This window comes from Paenarthrobacter sp. AMU7, from assembly GCF_041200195.1.
Classification (GTDB): Bacteria; Actinomycetota; Actinomycetes; order Actinomycetales; family Micrococcaceae; genus Arthrobacter.
In genome coordinates this window covers 3,035,340-3,058,060 of the sequence record NZ_CP165735.1, presented here as the reverse complement: position 1 = coordinate 3,058,060, position 22,721 = coordinate 3,035,340, and the positions used below count along the sequence as shown (strand labels likewise).

Here is a 22,721-nt window from a genome sequence, read left to right as displayed (position 1 = left end):
CTCGATCGCGGCAGATGCCATGCCCTCCGGCATGGCAGGGGGATAAGGAGCGATGGTGGCGCGAAACGTTCGACGACGGGTGGCTGGGATTGCTGCCTTGGCAGCCGCTGGCGCCGTGATGGCGGGCTGCACCGTTAACGTTCCGGATCCAGCGGCGCCGAAACCGTCGCCGTCGGAGTCCACGCTGGCAACGCCGCGCATCACGCCCGGGCATGATGCGGCAGCGGTTGCGGCGAAGGACTTGCCGTTGGGAGCTGGGAACACGTTGGCTCCGGGGGATCCGGTGACGGTATCTACGCGGCTGGAAGAAGTTCCGGGGTGGACTGTGGTGCATTCCGGCCTCCAAGGCGAAGTCCGGTATCGGAAGACTGATGGCTGCACCCTGGCAGCCCGCGTCAGCGTCAACCAGGGTCCCTTGACCGTCGCGGATGATGACGCAGCCTCCACCAAGGAACTCTTCCGTTACCTTGATCCCGGCATTGCGGTGGAAAGCCTGAAGCCGGTGTCGCTGCGGTGGGGACAGGACTCGGATGAGCCGCAGCACAACGTGGAGTTCCTTGCTTTGGAATCGTCAGCCGCAACGGGCGGGAACGCCGCTGTAGTGATGGCCCGGTTGTTCAGTGTTCCGGCGTCGTCGGTGTATATTTCGGTGGCTTGCCCGGATGACGGTTCCTTGGACAAGGCGCGTGCTGAAGCGGCGGCCCAGCTTGTGGTGGTCCCGCCAGGTTAAGCTGGGTCCCGCCAGGTTGCTGCCTGTCTTGCACGGTCGTGGCCGCGGAAGAGACCACTGCGTCCCAGGTCCCATCGGTAGAATGGCAAGGTGCCTGTATACCTCGATCACGCTGCCACCACGCCCCTGTCGGCAGAAGCGCTCGCCGTCATGACGCGGGAGTTGGCGCGAACCGGCAATCCGTCCTCGCTGCACGGAGCGGGTCGACGCGCCCGGCGCGCCGTCGAGGATGCCCGTGAAATGTTGGCCGCAGCAGCTGGCGCCCATCCTTCGGAGGTCATTTTCACCTCGGGAGGAACCGAAGCAGACAACTTGGCCGTCAAGGGCTTGTTCTGGGCCCGCCGGGACGAGGACCCCCGCCGGACGCGGGTCTTGTGCTCCGCCGTCGAACATCATGCGGTCCTTGACACTGTGGAGTGGCTCGAGCGGCATGAAGGTGCGGACGTTGTGTGGCTACCTGTCGATGAGTCCGGCACCGTGCGGCTCGAGGTCCTTCAACGGGAGATCGAGCGGGATCCCGGATCCATTGCGCTCGTCACTGTCATGTGGGCCAACAATGAAGTGGGCACCATCCAACCAGTCGCGGAGATCGTTGACCTCGCAAAGCCCCATGGAATCCCGGTCCACTCCGACGCTGTGCAGGCCTTCGGTTCGGTCCCCGTGGATTTCCGGGCAAGCGGCCTAGCCGCGATGTCGGTGTCGGGGCACAAGCTGGGCGGCCCAGTGGGCGTTGGCGCGCTCTTCCTGGGGAGGGCTGTGAAATTGACACCGGTACAGCACGGTGGCGGCCAGGAACGTGATGTCCGCTCGGGAACCCTGGACACCCCGGCCATTGCTGCCTTCGCCGCCGCGGCTGAAGCAGTCACTGGGAATCTCGCGGAAGAGCGGGAACGGCTCAGCGCGTTGCGCGACCGTCTGATCGATGGCGTCGGCGCTGCCGTGCCCGACGCAGTGCTGCGGGGTGCCGCGGGAGAGCGGCGGCTGCCGGGCAATGCCCATTTCACGTTCCCGGGGTGTGAAGGCGATTCGCTCCTCTTCCTCCTGGACCTGGCAGGCGTTGAATCGTCTACTGGCTCTGCCTGCACGGCAGGAGTCCCGCGCCCGTCGCACGTGCTGTTGGCCATGGGCCTCGACGAGGATACTGCCCGCGGCGCCCAGCGCTTCACTCTGGGCCACAGCTCTACGGAAGCGGATGTGGATGCGCTGCTGAAGGCTCTTCCCGAGGCATGCTCACGGGCGCGGCAGGCAGGAATGGCAGGCCACGAGTCCAGCATCCAGACGGCTGCAACAGTGGCGCGGCAGGGATCGCCAACGTCCTTGTAACGGTGGCCTTGGTGGGGAGGGGCCAAGGAATTTAGTGCAGTCGTGGTATTGCAAGCTAGAATGGACGGGCACGCCGGCTGGTCTGAGCCGGAACAGTTGCCACAGCCCCCAACACAGAAAGCCAGCATGCGAGTACTTGCAGCAATGAGCGGCGGAGTTGACTCTGCCGTGGCCGCCGCCCGCGCCGTCGAGGCAGGACACGACGTCGTCGGAGTCCACCTCGCGTTGTCGCGCATGCCCGGCACCCTGCGCACCGGAAGCCGGGGATGCTGCACCATCGAGGACTCCCGTGACGCCTGGCGTGCCTGCGACGTCCTGGGGATCCCTTACTACGTGTGGGATTTCTCGGAGCGCTTCAAGGAAGACGTCGTCCAGGACTTCATTGACGAATATGCTGCAGGGCGGACGCCAAACCCGTGCATGCGCTGCAACGAACGCATCAAGTTTGCTGCCCTGCTGGAGAAGGCCATTGCGCTGGGCTTCGACGCCGTATGCACCGGGCACTACGCCAAGGTGATCGAAGACGCCGACGGCAACCGGGAACTCCACCGCGCGGCGGATTGGGCCAAGGACCAGAGCTACGTCCTGGGTGTCCTGACCCATGAGCAGCTTAAGCACTCCATGTTCCCGCTGGCGGACACGCCGTCCAAGGCAGAAGTGCGCGCGGAAGCTGAGCGGCGGGGCCTGTCCGTGGCCAACAAGCCGGACAGCCACGACATCTGCTTCATCTCCGACGGCGACACCCGTGGCTGGCTGGCCGAAAAGATTGACATGACCACCGGCGACATCGTTGACGAGACCGGGGTCAAAGTAGGCGAACATCCTGGTGCCAACGCCTTCACAGTGGGACAGCGCCGCGGATTGAAGCTGGGAACTCCGGCCGCTGATGGCAAGCCCCGGTTTGTCCTGGAGATCCGTCCCAAGGAAAACAAAGTGGTGGTGGGACCCGAAGCTTTGCTTGCCATCGACGAGATCCGTGGAATCAAGGTTTCGTGGGCAGGCTTGCCCATCGCCGAAGTTGCGACGGGTGCGGAGTTCGACTGCCATGCCCAGGTACGGGCGCACGGGGATCCCGTTCCGGCGAAAGCACACGTGGAAACCGTTGTCGACGATTCAGGGGTTCAGCGGGCCGAACTCGTTGTCACCTTGACCGATCCGCTCCGTGGTGTGGCTCCTGGGCAAACAGTTGTCCTTTACCAGGGCAGCCGGGTTTTGGGGCAGGCAACCATCGATGCCGCCCGTTCCCTTCAGCGCGTGGCCCTCTAGGAGCTCTAGCCCGCCACACCCATTGCCTCCGCCATGGGGCGCCTCCATACTGGGCTAAGCAGCGCTTCCGCTGCGGTGTTTGGGGTCCGCATTCGGGACGGCGATGACTGTGGCATATCCAAAAAAGAGCCCGGGGGACATCAAAGCCGGGCAGATGGTCTCGGTGACGGTCCTGGCCGAGGGGCCTATCGGCGCCCCGGGAGCACCTCCACTGACGGCACAGGTCCGTATCCCGGTTGAACGCCTCAGGCGTGGTCCCACCGGCCACCGCTACGCCGTCCATATCAGGAAGTGGCGTGGAACCACTGTGTCCCCGGTGACGCTGACGCAGCAAGGTGATCCCTGGCAGCTGATCTCGGAACCTCCGGCAGCGGGTTTGCGTGAACTCCTGGATGACACACGTTTCCTGGCACAGCACGTCTACGGTGTGGCCATGAGTACCTTGGATATCTTCGAAACGACGCTCGGCAGGCGCATGCCCTGGAACCCGGAAGGGCGTGTGGTTCTCAAAGCGCGGGATCTGATCACTGCCACTGACACCGGCTACGAACGGGGAACCAACATCATCCGCTTCGGTTCGGTGGATCGGATGGGATACAAAGTCCCCACAGCCCTCTACCGGGACATCGTCGCCCACGAAGTGACACATGCCATCCTGGACGGGTTCCGGCCGGCGTGGGCCGACCACATGGCCACCACGGAGCAGCTGGCCATGCACGAGGCCTTGGCCGACATCGTGGCCATCCTTTCCGTCTTTTCTTCCCGCGACGTGGTGGCGCGGCAGCTTGAAGCGGCCGGCGGTGGGTTTGAGGCCGGGCAAGCAGTTGATGATGCCATCCTGATGCGTTCCCTTTTTGATTTTGCGCGTGACCTCTTCGCCCGCGGGCCACTGCGCGAGCCCTTCGTTGGCGCTGTGCCCGAAGGTTGGCAGTCACTGCTGGAGCCGCATGCACGGGGTGCCGTGGTGGTGGGGGCGGTGCTCCGGGCCGTCCAACGTCTGTGGTCGGAGCGGAACGCGCGGTTCGGGGACAGCCAAGGTCTGCAACAGAAAGCCGAATCAGGCTCGATTGTGGCCACCCGGGTCCTGCGGATGGTGATCCGCGGACTCTCCTACATGCCACCTGTGGACGTCTCGTGGCGGGATCTCCTCCGCGGCATCATTGCAGCCGACCTCGACATGGTTCCCGAAGACAATCACGGATACCGCGAGGCGATCCAAAACGAGTTCTCCGCCATCGGAATACGTCGGGTCTCCTTGAACAACATCAGCGGCGTGGACAACTACCAGGGCCTCCGCTACCCCATCAGGCTTTCGGCCCTCGGCTCCGACCCCCAGGAGGTGCAGCGCTTTGTCTGGGAAAATCCCCGACTCCTGGAGGCGGCGCGGCTTGAGCGGCGTACACCCCTCAGTTCCACGCGCGTACGTACCTCTGAGCGTGTGTCCCCGGATGGATTCATTATTTCCGAGATAGGAGCCTCGTTCATCCAGACGGTCCGGATGAGCCGGCGGGAAGCATACGTCCGCCTCGGGTTGAAAACCCGGAGGGACTTCGTGGACATCCGCGGGGGAGGGCTGTTGCGTTTCGACGCCGGTGGCCGGCTGGTGTATGCGGCCCTCAAACCAGTGATGGACAGGGAACGCCAAGGGCAGATGTTCGGTTCGGACCAGCACCACGACGCTGAGGAGGCCGCCTCATCGGGGGTCCGGGACAAGTTCCATGGCACCGGGGACTAAGCTTTCGGCAGCCGGCGGACTTCCCCAGGCACCCAAGTCAGGCGCCCCACGCGGCCCTGCGTGCCGCCGTCGAGCCTTCCAGTTGGGCGATCTGATCGAAGCCGCCGGACTTGAGGCCCTTGCTGACCTGCTTCAGGATGTCGGCCCGCGCCACGGTACCGTCACCCATGAGGGCCTTCACAAAGTTGTAGGTAAAGGCGCCGTTGTACCGGCCCTCTATGAAGGCGTCGGCTGCAGTCTGGTCTGAGCGGCAGGCTGCCATCAGAACCGGTGCGGAGAGCTTGGCCGCCTTGACCATGTCCCGCAAGCTGCGGGTGTCCTTGGATTCATTGGCGATGGCTGCCCGGGGGCTGGGCGCCGGCAGGAAACGGGGACGGCGTCCGGGGAGGAGGTCCAATGACTTCAGGCCCGTTCCGCTGTGGCAGGTATCAAGCACAACATCCATCAGGACTCCCTTCGGCAGCCGGGCAAACAAGGATGCGAGTTCGTCGTCGGTGATCACCGTGCCGGGATCCCAGCGATCACCGGAGTTGTTGATGTCGTAGCACGCAAAGGCCTCATCCAAGCGGTCGCTTTCATCGCCGCTGGTGTCCGGCACTTGGGTTCCATGGCTTGAAAAGGTGAACACAATGTGGGTCACGGTACCCGCCACGGCAGCGTCCACCAAGGCATTGAGAGCAGCCATGACTGACTTTTTCACCGCTTTGGCGTCCCGCAGGACAGTGATGTTGGAACCTTCGAAGCCATAGTTTTTTTCGAGCATCGCTGCGAGGTCTTCGGCATCGTTGACGCAGCCGTTGAGCCAGCTGGCCTGGGGCAGAAATTTGAACTTGTTGATCCCTACACAAAGTGCTGCCTTGCTCATGTGCGTGTCCTTCGGGCGGTCTTTCAGTGAGTGGGGACTCGGAACCTACGATATTCCGGCGCATCCGTCGGAGCAATGGCCGGGAGGCGTTCGAAGAAAGCTACTGGAAAGTAAATTTTGTGTCTCAAATCACTAAAATGACGGTTCGCGGCCTGCGAAGTCTGGTTGAATCGAGGCACTAAGAGTGTGCGCCGTCACAAATATCCCACGGCGGCGCGCCGAATCCATCGAACAGAAGGTTCATCAGATGGCACTGAATAAGAAGGCCCTGCACGGCGCTATCGCGCTGGCGGGCATTTCCGCGCTCGCCCTGACGGCATGCACGGGACCCTCCGGCGGCGGCTCATCGTCCGCACCGGCTGCTGCAGGCCCCATCGCCTACGGCACCACAGACAAGGTCACGTCACTGGACCCCGCTGGATCCTATGACAACGGTTCGTTCATGGTGATGAACCAGATCTATTCCTTCCTCTTGAATTCCAAGCCCGGCGGCGCGGAACCCGTGCCCGACCTCGCGGAATCGTCGTCGTTCACGACGCCGTCCGAGTACACGGTCAAGCTCAAGTCCGGATTGAAGTGGGCCAATGGCCACACCTTGGACTCCAAGGACGTCAAGTTCTCGTTTGACCGCCAGGTGGCGATCAATGACCCCGCTGGTCCGGCGTCGTTGCTGACCAACATCGAGAGCGTCACGGCGCCCGACGCCACCACCGTGGTGTTCAAGCTCAAGAACGCCAACGACCAAACGTTCAGCCAGATCCTCAGCAGCCCTGCCGCGCCGATCGTCGACGACGAAGTCTTCCCGGCGGACAAAGTGCTTTCTGACGACGAGATCATCAAGGCCAACGCGTTCCACGGCCAGTACACCATTGACAGCTACAAGAAGAATGAGCTCGTCAGTTTCAAGGCCTTCGCCGACTACCAAGGCGTCCTGGGCAAGCCCGCAAACGACGCAGCCACCATCAAGTACTACGCAAGCCCCACCAACCTGAAGCTGGAAATCCAACAGGGAGCCATTGACGTTGCCTTCCGCAGCCTGAGCGCGACGGACATCGACGATCTCCGCAAGGACTCCAAGGTCAAGGTACTCACGGGCCCGGGTGGCGAAATCCGCTACATCACGTTCAACTTCGACACCATGCCGTACGGAACCAAGGCTGCGGGGGCGGACCCGGCCAAGGCGCTCGCAGTACGCCAGGCCGTGGCCAACCTCGTTGACCGCCAGGCCATTGCCGACCAGGTTTACAAGGGCACCTACCTGCCGTTGTACTCCAACGTTCCGAGTGGATTCCTCGGTGCCAACGAGTCGTTCAAGGACGCTTATGGTGATGCCGGCAAGCCCAGCCTGGACAAGGCCAAGAAAGTCCTGGCCGATGCCGGGATCACCGAACCCGTGGCCCTGAACCTCCAGTACAACCCGGACCACTACGGCGGATCCTCAGGTGACGAGTACGCCATGGTCAAGGAGCAGTTGGAGAAGTCCGGCCTCTTCACAGTGAACCTGCAGTCCACCGAGTGGGTCACCTACAGCAAGGCCAGCCGTGCCGATGAATACCCGTTGTTCCAATTCGGCTGGTTCCCGGACTTCAGCGATGCCGATAACTACCTGACGCCGTTCTTCCCTGAGGGTGGCTTCCTGAAGAACCACTACAACAACGCCACGGTGAACGAACTGATCAGCAAGCAGCTCACTGATGCGGACAAGACCAGCCGCGAGTCGACCATCAAGGAAGTCCAGAATGCGCTCGCCAAGGACATTTCCACGCTGCCCCTGCTCCAGGGTGCACAGGTGGCTGTGGTCGGAAGTGGCGTGAACGGCGTCGACAAGACGCTGGATCCGTCCTTCAAGTTCCGTCTGGGTGTCATTTCCAAGTAACTGCACCACTGAGACCAGAAGGCAGGCGGGACACTGATCCGGTGTCCCGCCTCCTTTGCTGACCACCACCTTGGCCGGCACGCATGAGCCAATCCCGCGCAATCCACGGGCAGGAAATACAGGTAATAATGACAACACTTATTGAAGTACCCGAGGCCGATCCCGGGATCGTCGCTCCGAAGAGCAAGTCGAAAGCCGGGGGAGGGCTGGGCAGGTACATCGTGATCCGGTTCTTCCTGATCATCCCCACTGTCTTCATCCTCGTGACACTGGTGTTCTTCCTGATGAGGGTCATTGGAGATCCCATCACGGCATCACAAGGTGGCCGGCTTCCTCCGGATGTCCTGGCCCAGCGCATCCACGATGCCGGCTACGACCGCCCCATTCTGATCCAGTACTTCGAATACATCGGCCAACTCCTCACGGGCAATTTCGGCACCACCATTACGGACCGGCGTCCCGTGGTGGAAGTATTGACCACTTTCGGGGCAGCCACCCTTGAACTTTCCATCAACGCATTGATCGTGGCGCTCCTGGTGGGTATCCCCCTCGGTCTTATCGCGGCCCAGCACCGGGATAAGACTCCGGATGCGCTGCTGAGGTTCTTTGCGATCCTTTGTTATGCCACGCCGGTCTTTTTCGCAGGCCTGCTCCTCAAGCTCACGTTCTCAGTGTGGCTCGGATGGTTCCCGGTGGCAGGCCGTGCCTCCACCCGAACGGAATTGACCATGAGCGGCCTGGCCGCACCATCAGGTATCTACTGGCTGGACGCGCTCCGCAGCGGCAACTTCACGGCCCTGGGCGACATCGCTTCCCATGCGGTCCTCCCTGCCCTTGCCCTCGGCCTGCTCACCGCAGGCGTCTTCCTGCGCCTGGTACGCACCAACGTCATCGGCACACTGGGTAAGGACTACGTCGAGGCCGGGCGTTCCAGGGGTGTCAGCGAGTTCCGGTTGGTGACCAAGCACGCTTACAAGCCGGCGTTGATTCCCATCATTACCGTGATGGGCCTGCAGATTGCCCTCATGCTGGGCGGCGCCATCCTGACGGAAACCACCTTTGAATGGAAGGGGCTGGGGTACCAGTTGGTGCAGTACCTCAATGCCCGCGACTTTGTGGCCGTCCAGGGAATAGTTGTGCTGTTGGCCATCATTGTGGCCGTCACCAACTTCATCGTGGACATCATTGCCGCGCTCATTGACCCCCGAGTGAGGTACTGACCATGAGCATTCCTGCACTGACCGCACCCAAGCAGCCGTTCTTCTCCAGGCTGCCCGTCGTGTCCCATTACAAGAAGAGCGTTGGCCTCCAACGCGGCATGTTGATAGTGGGCCTCGTCCTGACCGGACTACTGATCTTCACCAGTATCTTCGCGCCACTGCTTGCCCCCTACGGCTACTCGCAGCTCAGCGATGCTTCCGGTTCCTTCCCCACCCAGGAAGCTCCAGGAGCCAAGCACCTGCTCGGGACCACCGTCAGCGGCTATGACGTCCTGTCCCGTGTTGTCTGGGGATCCCAGACCGCTGTCACAGTCATTGTTGTGTCAGTCGCCATGTCGATTTTCCTCGGCGTTGCCCTGGGCTTGCTCAGCGGCTACTTCGGCGGCTGGCTGGACCGGATCCTGGTGGTGGTGGCAGATGCCATCTATGCGTTCCCCACCTTGCTCCTTGCCATCGTCATCTCGATCGTCATCAGCCGGGGCCAGTCCAGCTTCTGGGGTGGCATCTTCTCCTGCGCTTTCTCCATCACGGTGGTCTTCGTGCCGCAATACTTCAGGGTGATCCGGGCTGAGACCATCCGTCTGAAAGCTGAACCGTTCGTCGAGTCGGCCAAGGTGCTGGGAGCTTCCAGCATGCGCATCATCGGGCGTCACATCTTCAAGAACGCCACGCGGACCCTGCCGCTCATGTTCACCCTCAACGCATCCGAGGCGATCCTCACCCTCGCGGGGCTGGGCTTCCTGGGCTTCGGCATTGAACCAACCTCTGCTGCTGAATGGGGGTTTGACCTGAATAAGGCGCTGGCTGATACCTCGTCCGGGATTTGGTGGACCGGTGTCTTCCCGGGCATCGCCATTGTGCTCACCGTCTTGGGCCTGACGTTGGTTGGCGAAAGCATTAACGACCTCAACGACCCCCGGATCCGTGGACGCAAGCGTGCGGGCGGGACGCCGGCAGCACCAACCCCGGCAACCCCCGCAGCACCAACAGCGGCGTCTGCGCCGGCAGAAACAGGTAAGCCATGACAACCAACCTTGGACACGTTTCGGACCAGGCCGGCAGCGGCCAGCCCGTCCTCACCATCGACCGGCTCCAGGTCACCTTCGCCACCGACGGTGGGGACGTCCACGCCGTCAAGGATGTCAGCCTTGACGTGAAAGCCGGCGAGGTAGTTGCGATCGTGGGGGAGTCGGGATCCGGCAAGACCGTGACCGCTAAGACCATACTGGGCCTGCTTCCTGAAACGGCCATCAGTTCCGGGGCTGTGTTGATCAACGGCAACAATGTAATCAGCGTCAGCAAATCCACGCTTCGCAAGATCCGTGGCCGCGATGTGGCCATGGTGTTCCAGGAGCCGTCCACCGCGTTGAATCCGGTCTTTACTGTCGGCTGGCAGATCGCCGAAGGCATCCGGGCACACGCGACGGACGGTAAACACGTCACGGCCAAGGAGGCCAAACAGCGGGCCACCGAGGCCTTGCGCAAGGTGGGCATCCCGGACCCTGAAACACGGGTCAACTATTATCCGCATCAGTTCTCCGGCGGCCAGAAACAACGTGTTGTCATCGCGGCCGCCCTTGCCCTGAACCCGGGCCTGATCGTGGCCGACGAGCCGACCACTGCCCTGGACGTCACCGTGCAGGCGGAAATCCTGCAACTCCTCCGGGAGTTGCGGGACAACTATGGCACCTCGATTGTCCTGATCACCCACAACATGGGCGTGGTGGCCGACCTGGCGGACCGGGTCGTGGTCATGTACCAGGGAGACGTAGTGGAGGAGGCCCCTTCCAGGGTCCTCTTTGCGGAACCCCGGGAGGACTACACCAAGAAGCTGCTGGCCGCCGTTCCGCATCTGGGACGCCATTCAGCCTCCGAAGGTGCCCGGGCCCGGCTTCATCAGGACGGCAAGGTCCTGGTGGAGGCGAAGAACCTCACCATCGAGTATCCCGGCCGTTTCGGCAGGCATGGATTCAAGGCAGTGGACAACGTCAGCTTTACGGTCTCGGAGAACGAGGTCTTTGGCCTGGTAGGCGAATCCGGTTCCGGCAAGTCCACCATCGGCCGGGCCATTGCGGGCCTGAACCGCGTGACGGGTGGCAGCTTGAAGGTACTTGGCTACGAGATGCTGGACTTCAAGGAACGCTCCTTCCGCCCTCTCCGAAAAGAGATCGGCTTCGTCTTCCAGGACCCGGCTGCCTCGTTCAACCCACATCTCACCATCGGTGAGTGCGTCGCCGAGCCCTTGATGATCCACACCAAACCGAGCGCGGCTGAGGCGAGGAAAAAGGTCGGCGAGCTGCTCGAGTCAGTCCAGCTGCCGGCGTCGTACGCGCAACGCTATCCGCACGAGCTGTCCGGCGGACAGCGGCAGCGCGCTTCCCTGGCGAGGTCGCTGGCGCTGAACCCGCGTCTCCTGATCGCCGACGAACCGACTTCCGCCCTGGACGTTTCGGTGCAGGCGAAAGTCCTGGACCTGTTCAAGGACATCCAGGAGCAGTTCGGCTTTGCGGCGCTCTTCATCAGCCACGACCTCGCCGTCGTGGATATGTTGTCGCACTGGGTCGGCGTGCTCTACAAGGGCCAACTGGTGGAACAGGGGATCGGCAACCACGTGATGGGATCACCGCAGCACGATTACACCAAGAGGCTCATCGCGTCCCTGCCGGTGCCGGACCCGGACGAACAAGCACGACGGCGGGAAGCCCACCGGGCGCTGCTGGGCGGCTAGGCCAGGCAACTGAATTCCGGAAGGAAGGAAAGGCACGTTCCGTGGCCAGGGGCGTGCCTTTCCTGGTGTCCGGACGGGAAGGTAACACCCGCGGCGCTACCGGCAAGCACCATAGACTGGGGTGCATGACCGAGCAGAACAATGCCCTTCCCGATGACGCCGATTCCTTCAACCCGGCAGCGAGTTCCCTGGCCGGCCAAGTGGACCGCGCCGTCATGGATGAGTTGCTGTCCATCCGGTCCAGCATCGACAACATCGACGCCACCCTTGTCTTCCTGCTCGCTGAGCGTTTCAAAGCCACCCAAAAGGTAGGCATCCTCAAAGCAACGCACAAGCTTCCAGCCGGAGACCCGGGCCGGGAGTCGGCACAGATTGCCCGCCTCCGCCGTCTCGCCGAAGATGCCCACCTGGATCCAGCGTTCGCAGAGAAATTCCTGAACTTCATCATCAGCGAAGTGATCCGCCACCACGAGGCAATTGCCGAGGATCACCAGATTTCCAGCCGGCAGGCTTGATCCATGGCGTCAGTGAATGACCTGCGCGCCAGCGCAACTGCTCTGGGGCCGTGGCCAGGCACCGATCCCGCCGAGGCAAGCCGGATCATCCGCGGCGAGCTCGGTGACCCCCACCTTCCATTCCTGCCCGAACTTCCGGACCGCGGAGTAGGCTCGGACGCCGTGGGCCGTTCGGGCTCCCTGCTGCTGGACCTGGCCCTCGACGTCCAGCCACACGGGTGGCGGCTTGTGGACCGGCCCGGGAAGGACGCCCAGCGTGCACGATCTGCACTGTCCACGGACATCAATATCCTGGCCGACGTAGCCGGAGCCGAGGACGTCTCCGCGTCTGAGTTCAAGATCCGGATATTGGGTCCCCTGACACTTGCTGCCAATCTGTACCTGCACAATGGAGAACGCGCGCTGCTTGACTACGGCGCCCGCCGCGACATTGCTGAGTCCCTGGCCGCCGGCGTGGGAGAGCACATCCGCCGGGTCTCCGGAGCAGTGCCGGGCGCTGGCATTGTGGTCCAGGTGGACGAGCCGGACATCGCCTCTGTCATGGCCGGGACCATCCCCACTGCAAGCGGTTACAGAACGCTGCGGTCGGTTTCCGGTGAAGAGGTCACAGGGGCCTGGCGGTTGGTGATCGAGGCACTTAAGGCGGCTGGCGTCGTCGAGGCCGTGGTGTCCGTGCCGGAGATCGAAGCGCCGATCGAACGGATTCTGGCTGCTGGAGCAGACGGCCTGGCCGTCCCCCTGAGGGCGCTGACCATGCGCCAGTGGGAACAGCTGGCCGCCGCCGTGGAAAGCGGCAAGCGTGTTTGGGCCGGTGCGCTGCCCACCCACGATCCGCAGGCCCAGCTGCCGCGGACTTCGGACATCGTGGAGAGTATCTGGAAGCCGTGGCGCCAGCTTGGCCTGCCCGCAGCGGGCCTGGCTGGACTGCGCGTCACCCCGTCCACGGGACTTGCCGGTTACACGCCTTCGGCGGCCATGGACGTATTGACGAAACTCACCCAAGTGGCCGACGGACTGGACCAAATGGCGCAAGGCTGACGGGCATCACTTGGCAGAGGCCTGAGGGGCCGCCCGGCGCTGGGCGGCCCGTCAGATCCGCTGTTGCCAGCGCTCCGGTTCTGCGTAGCGCGGGAGGGTCGTACCAGGGGCGGCTCCCGGCAGATACGGAGCCAACCGGTAATCGAAGCGTCCGGCATAGACCAGTACCAACCCAATCTGCGGCTGGATGACCTTGACCTGGATACGGTGTTTGCCCTCGGAGCTGTCCCACCATTGCTCGGCGTAAGCACGTGCGTCCAAGGCAGCCGGCAATGGAATCCGCAAAGGCCCCAGAAGCAGTCGGCTCGCTTTGGAAACACCACGAAGCCTGCCCTCGGCGGTGACGCTGACATCCAGATCCGTCACCAGCCGCCGATACCGTCCCACGTGGTCCACCAGGCGGGCCCGCTGCTTGTTGCTGCCCTGTCCGGGACCGGACACTATGGCACTCGTCGTATCGTGGAACAGCCGCGTCTTTGAGGGGAAGTAGATCTCCCGCCGTGCTGTAAGGGCTGGGCGTCCAAAGGGATCCACATGAGCGTGGTTCTCGATCCGGAACCGGATGCCTTCGCCGTATTCAGGAAAGAATGCTTCCTCACTGCCCGTGAGGGCAAGCAGGGGCCGCAACCATTTTTGCCGGCAGCCCACCACATCAAAGACGCCTTCGCCTATCCCGTAGAATCCGGAACCTGCTGACAGCGAAAAGTAATCCTGAAGCTCGGGAGCCAGCTTGGTGAAGTCATCGCCGAGTGCCAGCTGGTAAATGGGCGCATTCATGGCAATCCTTTCTGGAGGTGGGAACTAGAGTCTGCCAGCCGCTTTGAGCCGGATATAGGTGTCAGCAAGCAGGGGTGGGACGTCAAGTGGTTCGGCATCCACCACTTCGGCGCCCAGCTGCCGGAGCTGGGCCGTGACCGCAGCACGTTCCAACAGGGCGCGCTCAGCCGCCGCGGCCCGGAATACCTGGCTTGCCGTAGTCCTTTCCTCCTTCATGGCCGCGAGCAGGGGATCCCTGACCGATGCCACCACCACCACATGTTGGCGGGACAATTGCGCCACCGTGGGGAGGAGGCCCTCTTCGGGGGCGCCGCCGTCGAGCGCTGTCAACAGCACCACCAGCGATCGGTGCGCCGAGACCGCCCTCACCTGTCCAGGAATCTGCTGCCAGTCCAGCTCGATCAGTTCTGCCTCCAACGGGGCCATGGCCTGGACCAGCTGGCCCAGCAAGTTGCTTTTGGATGCCGACTCGACCCTGGCACGCAACCTGCGGTCGTACGCGAGGAAGTCAACGCGGTCCCCTCCGCGTTCGGCCAGCACGGAAAGGAGCAACGCCGCTTCAATGCCGGTATCGAGGCGGGGTTCGTCCTCGATTCGGGCGGCAGCGGTGCGGGATGTATCCAGGACAATGACCACACGCCTGTCGCGTTCGGGGCGCCAGGTGCGCACCACCACGGAGGTGCGGCGCGCTGTAGCCCGCCAGTCGATGGAGCGGACGTCATCACCCCGCACGTAATCGCGAAGGGAATCGAATTCCGTTCCGGCTCCACGGATCTGTACGGCGGCCCTGCCGTCCAGTTCCCGGAGCTTTCGGAGCTTGGACGGCAGATGGCGCTTGGAGTGGAAAGGGGGCAGGACCCTCAGATGTCCGGGAAGCACACGCGTGCGCTGCCTGGCTGCCAGGCCGAGTGGCCCTTGGGACCTGATGGTGACATGAGGGCTGTCCAGGTCACCGCGGCGCCGGGGAACCAAGGCCACCCTCATGCGTCGCCGCTCGCCCGGGGGGACAACCACGGATTGAACATTGTCGATGGCGCCGGCAGAAGGCTGCCATGCATCCCTGACTTTCGCCCGCAGCGTCCGCCGGGTGGGGTTGGCAACTGTCACCACAGTCTCCACCTGGCCCTGCAGCGTCACGTTTCCCGGGTGCTGGCGCTCCAAGCCGAGACGTGCCGGTGACGCAGCCAGGAGCAGGTCAAGGACCAGCAACAGCAACAAACCCACGGTAACGAACAGGACTGTGCTCCAAGTCGGAAACAGCACCAGCGGAATGAGGCCGGCCAAGGCAACGACCACGAATCGACCCGTAATGGCCATTCAGGCCGCCTCGGTCAGGCCCGCGTCGGAAGTCATCCGTGCGCCCGAACCCACCTGCAAGCCCGAACCCACCTGCAAGCCCGAACTCACCGCGGCACCGGAACGGACGCCAGGATGCTGCCGAGGACATCATCCACCTGGATGCCGTCCATCTGGGCTTCCGGTCGAAGGCCAACGCGGTGCCGCAGGCATGGCAAAGACAAAGCCTTGACGTCGTCCGGGGTGACAAAAGTCCGGCCGGACAACCAGGCCCAGGCCTTGGACGTATTGAGCAGCGCTGTGGCACCACGGGGGGAGACCCCGAGGTGGAAGGACGGCGCGGACCTGGTGGCACGGACAACGTCAACGATGTACGCCAGGATTTCCGGGGCCACTGCTACGTGGGCTACTGCGGCCTGGGCGGCGGAAAGCTCAGCGGCGCCGGCCACCGGACGCACACCGGCTGCGGCAAGGTTCCTCGGATCGAAGCCGCTTGCGTGGCGCCGGATGACCTCGATTTCCTCGGCCCTTCCGGGCAAAGGCATGGTCAGTTTGAGGAGGAACCGGTCAAGTTGAGCCTCGGGGAGGGGATATGTGCCTTCATACTCCACTGGGTTCTGCGTCGCCGCCACGATGAACGGGCTCGGTAGCGGACGGGAGACGCCATCCACGGAAACCTGACGCTCTTCCATGGCTTCCAAGAGGGACGCCTGGGTCTTCGGAGGGGTGCGGTTGATTTCATCCGCGAGCATGATGTTGGTGAAGACGGGGCCTTCACGGAACGTGAACTCCGACGTGTGGGAATCATAGACCAACGATCCTGTGACGTCACCCGGCATGAGGTCGGGGGTGAACTGGACACGTTTGGTATCCAGGCTCAAAGCCGTGGACAACGCCCTCACCAACAGGGTCTTGGCCACGCCTGGGACACCCTCCAAGAGGACGTGGCCCCCGCAGAGCAGCGCAATGAGCATACCGGTGACGGTAGGATCCTGGCCTACTACGGCTTTGCCCACTTCGGCGCGGACGTTCAGCAGCGACTGCCGGGCGGGGTCCTCCGGCGCAGAGCGGTGCCCGTTCCCTGAGGGATCGCCTCCTTGCGGCACAGCCTGCTGCGGCAAGCCCTGGTGGGGCACATCCTGGTGGCGGACATCCTGCTGGGGCGGGACACCACCGGTGGGTTGGCTGTTGCTGTCTGTGTAGCTGTTCGGCTGGCTGCTCATCGGGCGGTCGCCTCCTGTTCGATTCGTTCGATCTGTTGTGCCCATTGCACCAGTTGTCCTTCGTTCTCCGGCCGGATATCGAGCAGCACCGACCTGACTTCTGAAGCGGGCCGCTCCACATGTCTGGCTGAGGCGTCCACAATTGCCTCCGGGGTGGCATCCGCCCCGAGGTTGAAGTGCCGCGCCAAGCGGGCCAACGTGCCCGCCCGGAGGTTCTCGGCCGCGCGCCCCACTGCCCGTGAGTCCTGATAGAGACGCGCCCTGCCTTCTGCGGTCTCAGCAGCCTTCACCACAACGGGAAGCGGCTCAAAAACCAGCGGGCCAAGGCGTCGACCCCGCCAAACGATGGCCAGGAGCGCCACGATTCCCAGCCACGGCCCCACAAACGCCAACCACCGGGGCGCCAACTCGTTCAGGGTAGGTGTTGAATCCGTCGCGCTGAGGTCACCAACTCCGGGCAAGTACCAGACAAGGTTTTGATCCTTGCCCAAGGTGCGGAGCGCGAGGGCTGCGTTGCCCTCTGAGGCGAGGTGCTGGTTGTCAACCACATCCGTACTGCCAAGGACCACCACCCGGCCGTCGCCGGATGCCGCATAGAGACCCGAGGCCGTCCCCGCGGCTGGGTAGCAAACTACGGGTCCTGAATAGATGAAGCCCTGGGCCGAGACCGTGCCCGCCGCTGCGGCATCGTCCTGGTCGCAGCGGGGTTCGAGACTCTTCGCTGATTCAGGAACCACGCCGCCGGGCCTGAAGTCCTGCTCCAGTGCGTTGAGGGTCCTGAGGCGCGGACTGACCAGCACCACGTGGTCCGCGGCATCGGTGATGCCTTCCAACTGTGCCCGGTCGAGGAAGCCGCGGGGGTCGTAGAGGAGGACCGTGGCGTTATCCCGGTCGGCCAAGGCATCCATGGTCTCCGCCAGGGTGTCCGTAGCTGTCACTGCCACGCCGTGGCGCCCCAGTATTTCGGCCAAGGCCATGGCGCCATCCGGGGCCGGATTCCGGGAGGACAGCGGCCGCGGATCCTTGGCGCCCGAGACACTCGAGACGACCAAGTAGGTCACTAAGCCGGCCAAGAGTGCGCCAATGAGGATCCATGCCAGATGTTTCCGGAACCAGACGCGAAAACCTTTGCCGGCGGGCTGCTGGAGGGCAGCGGCTTCGCCTTGGACCATGGTGTCCTTCGCCATGGATGTGGTCATTTCGGCATCGCGAATCCGGTGTGTGCCTGTCCGGAAAAGTCTGGCTTCATCTCCAGCAGGTCGGCATCGAGTCCGCGAACATCCTCGTAGTCAGTCGCTGTTGCACCCTGCTCGCCATAGCGCACAGCGTCAAAAAGGCGGGCGGCTGCATCCAGCCGGAACTGCGCGGCGCCGAACACCTGTCCAAGCTGGCCTGCCGCTTCGTCAGCTGTCCGCCCGGCGCGCGGGTCAATGATGTCACGCTCCTCCGCGGAACGGACCAGCGCCCGGAACTGGTCGACGACGGCGGCCGGCCAGTTGCCGTGGTCGGCCGCGGTTGCCGCACGCCTCCGGTAGCCTTCCGAATCCACACTGTCGTCATCCCCATAGATGTCCACTGCAGCGGCTTTTCGGCGAGCATTCAACCTGGGCCGGACCACAACAACCGCAGCGATGATGATCGCAATCGCCACAGCGATCATCAGTGGAACAGCAAGGTCTGGTCCCTGGCCCATGCCGTCGCCATCCAGAGACGACAACCAGTCGAGGAAATCGCGCCACAACTGCTCCAGCCAAGGAGGTTGGGCGTCCGGATATTGGGGTTTGGAGAGTTCTTCGGCCGCCCAGCGCCGACCTTCCTCGCGGTCCGGCGTTACGGGCGGTTCCATGGCAGCCACGGTGGTGGATGCATCCAACAGCCTCAGGGTCATGCCGGCGGCCGTGGCCCGGACGGAGGCGCAGACGGGAACTGCCCGCCGTTCGGTGGCCACATGGGGGCTTGGGGCTGGGTCGGCGGATTTTGGAGGGGGGCCGACGGGTATCCGGGTTGCGCCGGGTTTGCGGGTTGCGCCGGGTTTCCGGCTTGGGCTGGCGGGCCGCCCGGCACGCCATCAGGATCGGCGCCGGTTTCCATCAGTCGCATCAGCTCAACGTCCAAACCATCCCGGCGCATCCGCAGATCCATATAGATCAAGGCGAACACCGAGGCTTGGAAAGCGAACGTCACGGACCCCACCAGAGCGCCGATCGCTGAAGAAATCACAGTGGTGATCACCAGGGTGGAAGCAACCGACTCAGCGTCCGGGTGGGGAGTAACCACCTCGCCAATGGCCGCCGCTGCCAGGGAAGCCGGGATCTGGACAATCTGGGCGATGACGCCCACCATGATGGCGACCACAAGGGTGATCCCGAAGATCCGCCACCAGTTGTTCCTGGTCAGCTGCCAGGACCTGAGAAGTCCGCCGAAGACACCTGTCCGCTCAACCACGATCGCGGCGGGCGCCAGCATCACCTTCAGTCCGATCCACACGAAGGCCACTACCGATCCAAGGCCCAGAGGCAAGACAAGGAGCAGGGCTCCGGGACCCATGGCAGTGAACAACAGCACCGCAATCCCCACCACCGCAGTTGCTGCCAAAAGCCCGCCGAGTGTCAGCAGGAGTGCAACGCCCAGCAGCGGCCAGATCTTTCGGCCGGCAAGTTTCCACATCTGCTTGAAGCCTGTGCGCCGGTTGAGGACCGAGCGCGCCACCGGCACCACCAGGACACCTTGAAGGACCGAACCAAGGAAACCGATCAGGACCGAGACACCCAAAGTGCCGGCCATGATGGCCAGGAAGGGACCCATGGCTTCGGTGAATTCCGCCTCAGTGCTGACGGATTCAAAGGACATTGACAGCTGGAACATGCCCACTGTGACGATCCCGATGAACACCGCACCGAGTGCTTGTACGATCAGTGCTGATCCAAACATGGAAGCGGCATTGCGACGGATTGTCTGGAACGAACCATCCAGGATCTCGCCGAATTGCAGTGGACGCAAGGGAATTATGCCCGGCTTGGGGGGAGCGACGTAGAGGGGTTGTCCATAAGGAGGCACCGGTGGCCAACCGGGTGCCGGTTGACCCTGGCCATATGGTCCACCGCTCTGGGGAGCTGCCCATGCCGGGGGACCGCCCCACTGCGGCTGGTTGCCCCACTGCGGCTGGTTGCCCCACCCGGGCTGATTGCCCGGCGATGGATGGTGGCCATGCTCTGGCTGTGACACGATATCCTCCCCATAAGACCCGGCGCGCCGGCATCCGACGTCCCCCATACGGACCTTGGCACCCAGCCTATAGTCCCGCCGTCGTCCCTCATAGCCTGACGCCCGGCCAGCCATGGCAGATGGGCCGCCACTGTTGTGCAGTACGGTGGAAGTTGCCCTTGGGGCGCCATGCCGTGCGCCGTGCCCAACGGGACAAAGACTTGGTGATAAGGGAATATATAACTATGAAGGCACGCATTCTGGTAGTTGACGACGACGAAGCGCTCGCAGAGATGATTGGCATCGTCTTGCGCAATGATGGCTTCGAGCCGGTGTTCTGCGCAGATGGCGGCCAGGCCCTGGAGGTCTTCCGTTCTTCCAAGCCGGACTTGGTGCTCCTGGACCTCATGCTGCCGGGCTCCGACGGCATCGAGGTGTGCCGGCAAATCCGCGGCGAGTCCGACGTCCCCATCGTTATGCTCACGGCAAAGTCCGATACTTCCGACGTGGTCCGAGGGCTTGAATCCGGTGCCGACGATTACGTGCCCAAGCCCTTTAAGCCCGCCGAGCTTGTGGCGCGTGTTCGTGCGCGGCTCCGCCCGGGTGATCAGAAGGCCCCCGAAACCCTGCGCATTGCCGACGTGACCATCGACGTCGCCGGCCACTTGGTCACCCGCGGCGGCGAGCGGATTTCCCTGACTCCCCTGGAGTTCGATCTCCTGGTGGCACTGGCGCGGAAGCCTTGGCAGGTCTTTACCCGCGAACTCCTCCTTGAGCAGGTTTGGGGCTACCGCCATGCCGCGGACACGCGGTTGGTCAATGTCCACGTCCAGCGTCTGCGCTCCAAGATTGAACGCGACCCGGAGGCGCCCGAGGTCGTTTTGACGGTGCGTGGTGTCGGATATAAAGCAGGTTCCTGAGTCCCCGGTCGGCAAGACCGGCGCGGCAGGAGAGGGCCCTGATACTCAGGGGCAGGACGGGGCCGGTGTCCACCAGATGACACCGGCTGAGTCAACGACCTCCGAACCGGCGCTTGCCCCGTCCCCCGATCCGTCCGGTGGGGAGTCCGCCTCACGCTCCCCGGAGCAAACGGCGTCCTCCGGGCCACCGGTACGGAGCATGCGGACCCTGCCGTGGATTATTACCCGGGCGAGGATCTGGACGCGGCGCGGACTCATCCTGGTTCTTCGGGTTTCCCGGCTGGTATCCCTCGGCATCCGGCAGATCAGGCCGGGAATTCGCTACCTCTGGCGCTCAGTGCTCCGGCGCTGGCGGCGCTCACTGGAGTTCCGGACAGTCCTCACCACCTTGCTGCTGGCGGTGACATCCTTCGCAATCGTGGGCGCCTACCTGTCCAACCAGATCGCGAACAACCTTTTCCAGGAACGTCTGGCCCAAGCGGAATCCGAGTCGCGCTACAACGTCAAGCAGGTTCAAGACACGTTCGACGGCGCGCAGGTCACCGATCAGTCCAGCGTCATCACCCTGGTTTACGACACCTTGACCGCCGTTGAAGGTCGCGGTTCGGTCATCCAACGCCGCTACGTCTTTGAAGCGAAACCTGAACAGACCAAGCCCCGCAACCGCTGGGTCGAGTCACGTGCATCCGATCAACTGACGGTCCGGGTTATCCCGCCGGAGTTGCGGAAGGCCGTCCAGGAAGGCGGCAAGCAGCAGTTCTGGGCCTCCACCCAGTTCCCCGTCGGTAATGAGGACCGCCCCGGCATAGCGGTCGGAAACATGGTGACGTTCAATGGCACGTCCTATGAGCTGTACCTCATCTACGACCTCAATACCGCCCAGCAGACGTTGGACGAAATCCAGAACGTCCTCTGGGCAGGCGGGGCAGCGCTGGTCCTCATGATCGGGGCGATCGCCTGGTACGTCACACGCAATGTGGTCAGTCCTGTCAGCCACGCCGCCGTGGTCTCCGAAAAGCTTGCGGCAGGACAGCTCCAGGAGCGCATGGTGGTCAAGGGCGAGGACGAGGTCGCGAGATTGGGCGCCTCGTTCAACCATATGGCTGCCAGCCTCCAAGAGCAGATCACCCAACTGGCCACTTTGTCGCAGATGCAGCAGCGGTTTGTCTCCGATGTCTCGCATGAACTGCGGACGCCGCTCACCACTGTCCGAATGGCTGCCGAGGTCCTCTTCGACGCCCGTGACGACTTTGACCCCATGAACAAACGGTCTGCTGAGCTGCTTTACCACCAGGTTGAGCGCTTTCAGTCGTTGCTTTCCGACCTGCTGGAGATTTCCCGCTTCGACGCCGGGGCAGCTGTTTTGGATGCAGAACCCCAGGACATTTTCCAAGTCATCTCCCACGTCATGGACGGCGCCGCGCCTGTCGCCGCAGAGTACGGCTCAGAGGTTAGGCTGAACGCCCGGCAAAAGAGCATCGTGGTGGAAATGGACTCCCGGAGGATTGACCGGATCCTCCGTAATTTGCTGCTCAACGCCCTGGAACATGGAGAAGGCAAACCGATTCACATATCCGTGGCGGCCAACCACGACGCTGTGGCAGTCTCCGTGAGGGACCACGGCATCGGAATGACCCAGGCAGAGGCTGCGAGGGTTTTCGACCGATTCTGGCGTGCAGATCCTGCACGCGCCCGGACCACCGGCGGCAGCGGCTTGGGCCTCTCCATCGCCGCCGAGGACACCAAACTGCACAACGGCTGGCTTCAGGCTTGGGGGCGCAAGGGGGCCGGTTCCAATTTCCGGTTGACCCTGCCCCTTCGCCAAGGTGGCACCATCGTGAAATCACCGCTTCAGCTTGAACCTGCTGACATCGAATTCCCCGGCACCGCAAGTGAGCGGCACATGCTCATCCTGGGTACAGAGTCCGGAAGTGCCCCGCAATCGTCCCACTCCGCTGCAGGAAAAGCTGCGGCTGATGACGGCTCATTCGGGGAGGGGGACTGA

The 22,721-nt window shown here is 63.3% G+C and carries 19 protein-coding genes; 12 read left to right on the top strand and 7 right to left on the bottom strand.

Translation table 11 applies throughout. From position 1 onward, the window contains the following. The first annotated feature begins 52 nt into the window (after positions 1–52). From ABQM86_RS14035 to ABQM86_RS14020, 4 genes are all read left to right on the top strand, one after another. Complete coding sequence (locus ABQM86_RS14035) at positions 53–730, top strand: hypothetical protein (protein ID WP_242703341.1); 678 nt, start codon at positions 53–55, stop codon at positions 728–730. Between the two features lie 90 nt (positions 731–820). Further along, positions 821–2,053, top strand: coding sequence for a cysteine desulfurase family protein (locus ABQM86_RS14030; protein WP_207594047.1), 1,233 nt, complete (start codon positions 821–823; stop codon positions 2,051–2,053). Positions 2,054–2,179: 126 nt separating this feature from the next. Continuing rightward, positions 2,180–3,319: a tRNA 2-thiouridine(34) synthase MnmA gene (gene mnmA, locus ABQM86_RS14025; RefSeq protein WP_207594046.1), complete on the top strand. Its 1,140-nt coding sequence runs from the start codon at positions 2,180–2,182 to the stop codon at positions 3,317–3,319. 109 nt (positions 3,320–3,428) lie between these two features. Further along, complete coding sequence (locus ABQM86_RS14020; RefSeq protein WP_337339763.1) at positions 3,429–5,054, top strand: hypothetical protein; 1,626 nt, start codon at positions 3,429–3,431, stop codon at positions 5,052–5,054. Positions 5,055–5,091: 37 nt separating this feature from the next. On the opposite strand, the gene ABQM86_RS14015 is transcribed toward ABQM86_RS14020, so the two are convergent. Further along, the gene (locus tag ABQM86_RS14015; RefSeq protein ID WP_207594044.1) at positions 5,092–5,919 is read right to left on the bottom strand and encodes a caspase family protein; all 828 of its coding nucleotides are present in this window, start codon (positions 5,917–5,919) and stop codon (positions 5,092–5,094) included. A gap of 247 nt (positions 5,920–6,166) precedes the next feature. Here ABQM86_RS14015 and ABQM86_RS14010 point away from each other — a divergent pair, with 247 nt between their 5' ends. From ABQM86_RS14010 to ABQM86_RS13985, 6 genes are all read left to right on the top strand, one after another. Next, positions 6,167–7,795: an ABC transporter substrate-binding protein gene (locus ABQM86_RS14010; protein ID WP_207594043.1), complete on the top strand. Its 1,629-nt coding sequence runs from the start codon at positions 6,167–6,169 to the stop codon at positions 7,793–7,795. 128 nt (positions 7,796–7,923) lie between these two features. After that, the gene (locus ABQM86_RS14005; RefSeq protein ID WP_280623141.1) at positions 7,924–9,015 is read left to right on the top strand and encodes an ABC transporter permease; all 1,092 of its coding nucleotides are present in this window, start codon (positions 7,924–7,926) and stop codon (positions 9,013–9,015) included. 2 nt (positions 9,016–9,017) lie between these two features. Then, on the top strand, positions 9,018–10,040 hold the full coding sequence (locus tag ABQM86_RS14000) for an ABC transporter permease (RefSeq protein ID WP_242703340.1): 1,023 nt from the start codon (positions 9,018–9,020) through the stop codon (positions 10,038–10,040). Beyond that, positions 10,037–11,743, top strand: a complete 1,707-nt coding sequence (locus tag ABQM86_RS13995; protein ID WP_280623139.1) for an ABC transporter ATP-binding protein — start codon at positions 10,037–10,039, stop codon at positions 11,741–11,743. The genes ABQM86_RS14000 and ABQM86_RS13995 overlap by 4 nt, the downstream gene beginning before the upstream one ends. 125 nt (positions 11,744–11,868) lie before the next feature. After that, on the top strand, positions 11,869–12,258 hold the full coding sequence (locus tag ABQM86_RS13990) for a chorismate mutase (RefSeq protein WP_207594040.1): 390 nt from the start codon (positions 11,869–11,871) through the stop codon (positions 12,256–12,258). 3 nt (positions 12,259–12,261) lie between these two features. Beyond that, positions 12,262–13,296: a hypothetical protein gene (locus ABQM86_RS13985; protein WP_369744708.1), complete on the top strand. Its 1,035-nt coding sequence runs from the start codon at positions 12,262–12,264 to the stop codon at positions 13,294–13,296. 51 nt (positions 13,297–13,347) lie between these two features. On the opposite strand, the gene ABQM86_RS13980 is transcribed toward ABQM86_RS13985, so the two are convergent. The 6 genes from ABQM86_RS13980 to ABQM86_RS13955 all read right to left on the bottom strand — a co-directional run bounded on the left by ABQM86_RS13980 (position 13,348) and on the right by ABQM86_RS13955 (position 19,592). Then, positions 13,348–14,073 (bottom strand): DUF4166 domain-containing protein, encoded by a 726-nt coding sequence (locus ABQM86_RS13980; protein WP_207594038.1) that lies wholly within the window; start codon positions 14,071–14,073, stop codon positions 13,348–13,350. Positions 14,074–14,097: 24 nt separating this feature from the next. Next, entirely contained in the window at positions 14,098–15,390 is a 1,293-nt protein-coding gene (locus ABQM86_RS13975; RefSeq protein WP_369744707.1) for a DUF58 domain-containing protein, read from the bottom strand. Positions 15,391–15,476: 86 nt separating this feature from the next. After that, positions 15,477–16,592 (bottom strand): MoxR family ATPase, encoded by a 1,116-nt coding sequence (locus ABQM86_RS13970; RefSeq protein WP_280623136.1) that lies wholly within the window; start codon positions 16,590–16,592, stop codon positions 15,477–15,479. Beyond that, positions 16,589–17,791 carry a DUF4350 domain-containing protein gene (locus ABQM86_RS13965; protein WP_280623135.1) on the bottom strand — a complete coding sequence of 401 codons (1,203 nt, stop codon included), beginning with the start codon at positions 17,789–17,791 and terminating at the stop codon, positions 16,589–16,591. Before ABQM86_RS13965 ends, ABQM86_RS13970 begins: the two co-directional genes overlap by 4 nt. Next, positions 17,788–18,480 (bottom strand): DUF4129 domain-containing protein, encoded by a 693-nt coding sequence (locus tag ABQM86_RS13960; protein WP_369744706.1) that lies wholly within the window; start codon positions 18,478–18,480, stop codon positions 17,788–17,790. Before ABQM86_RS13960 ends, ABQM86_RS13965 begins: the two co-directional genes overlap by 4 nt. Next, the gene (locus tag ABQM86_RS13955) at positions 18,477–19,592 is read right to left on the bottom strand and encodes a hypothetical protein (RefSeq protein ID WP_369744705.1); all 1,116 of its coding nucleotides are present in this window, start codon (positions 19,590–19,592) and stop codon (positions 18,477–18,479) included. Before ABQM86_RS13955 ends, ABQM86_RS13960 begins: the two co-directional genes overlap by 4 nt. Before the next feature lie 449 nt (positions 19,593–20,041). Between ABQM86_RS13955 and mtrA the strand changes: the two genes are divergently transcribed. Then, positions 20,042–20,716, top strand: a complete 675-nt coding sequence (mtrA, locus tag ABQM86_RS13950) for an MtrAB system response regulator MtrA (protein ID WP_014922244.1) — start codon at positions 20,042–20,044, stop codon at positions 20,714–20,716. Between the two features lie 199 nt (positions 20,717–20,915). Next, a complete protein-coding gene (mtrB, locus tag ABQM86_RS13945; protein WP_242703639.1) occupies positions 20,916–22,721 on the top strand; it encodes an MtrAB system histidine kinase MtrB in 1,806 nt (601 codons plus the stop codon).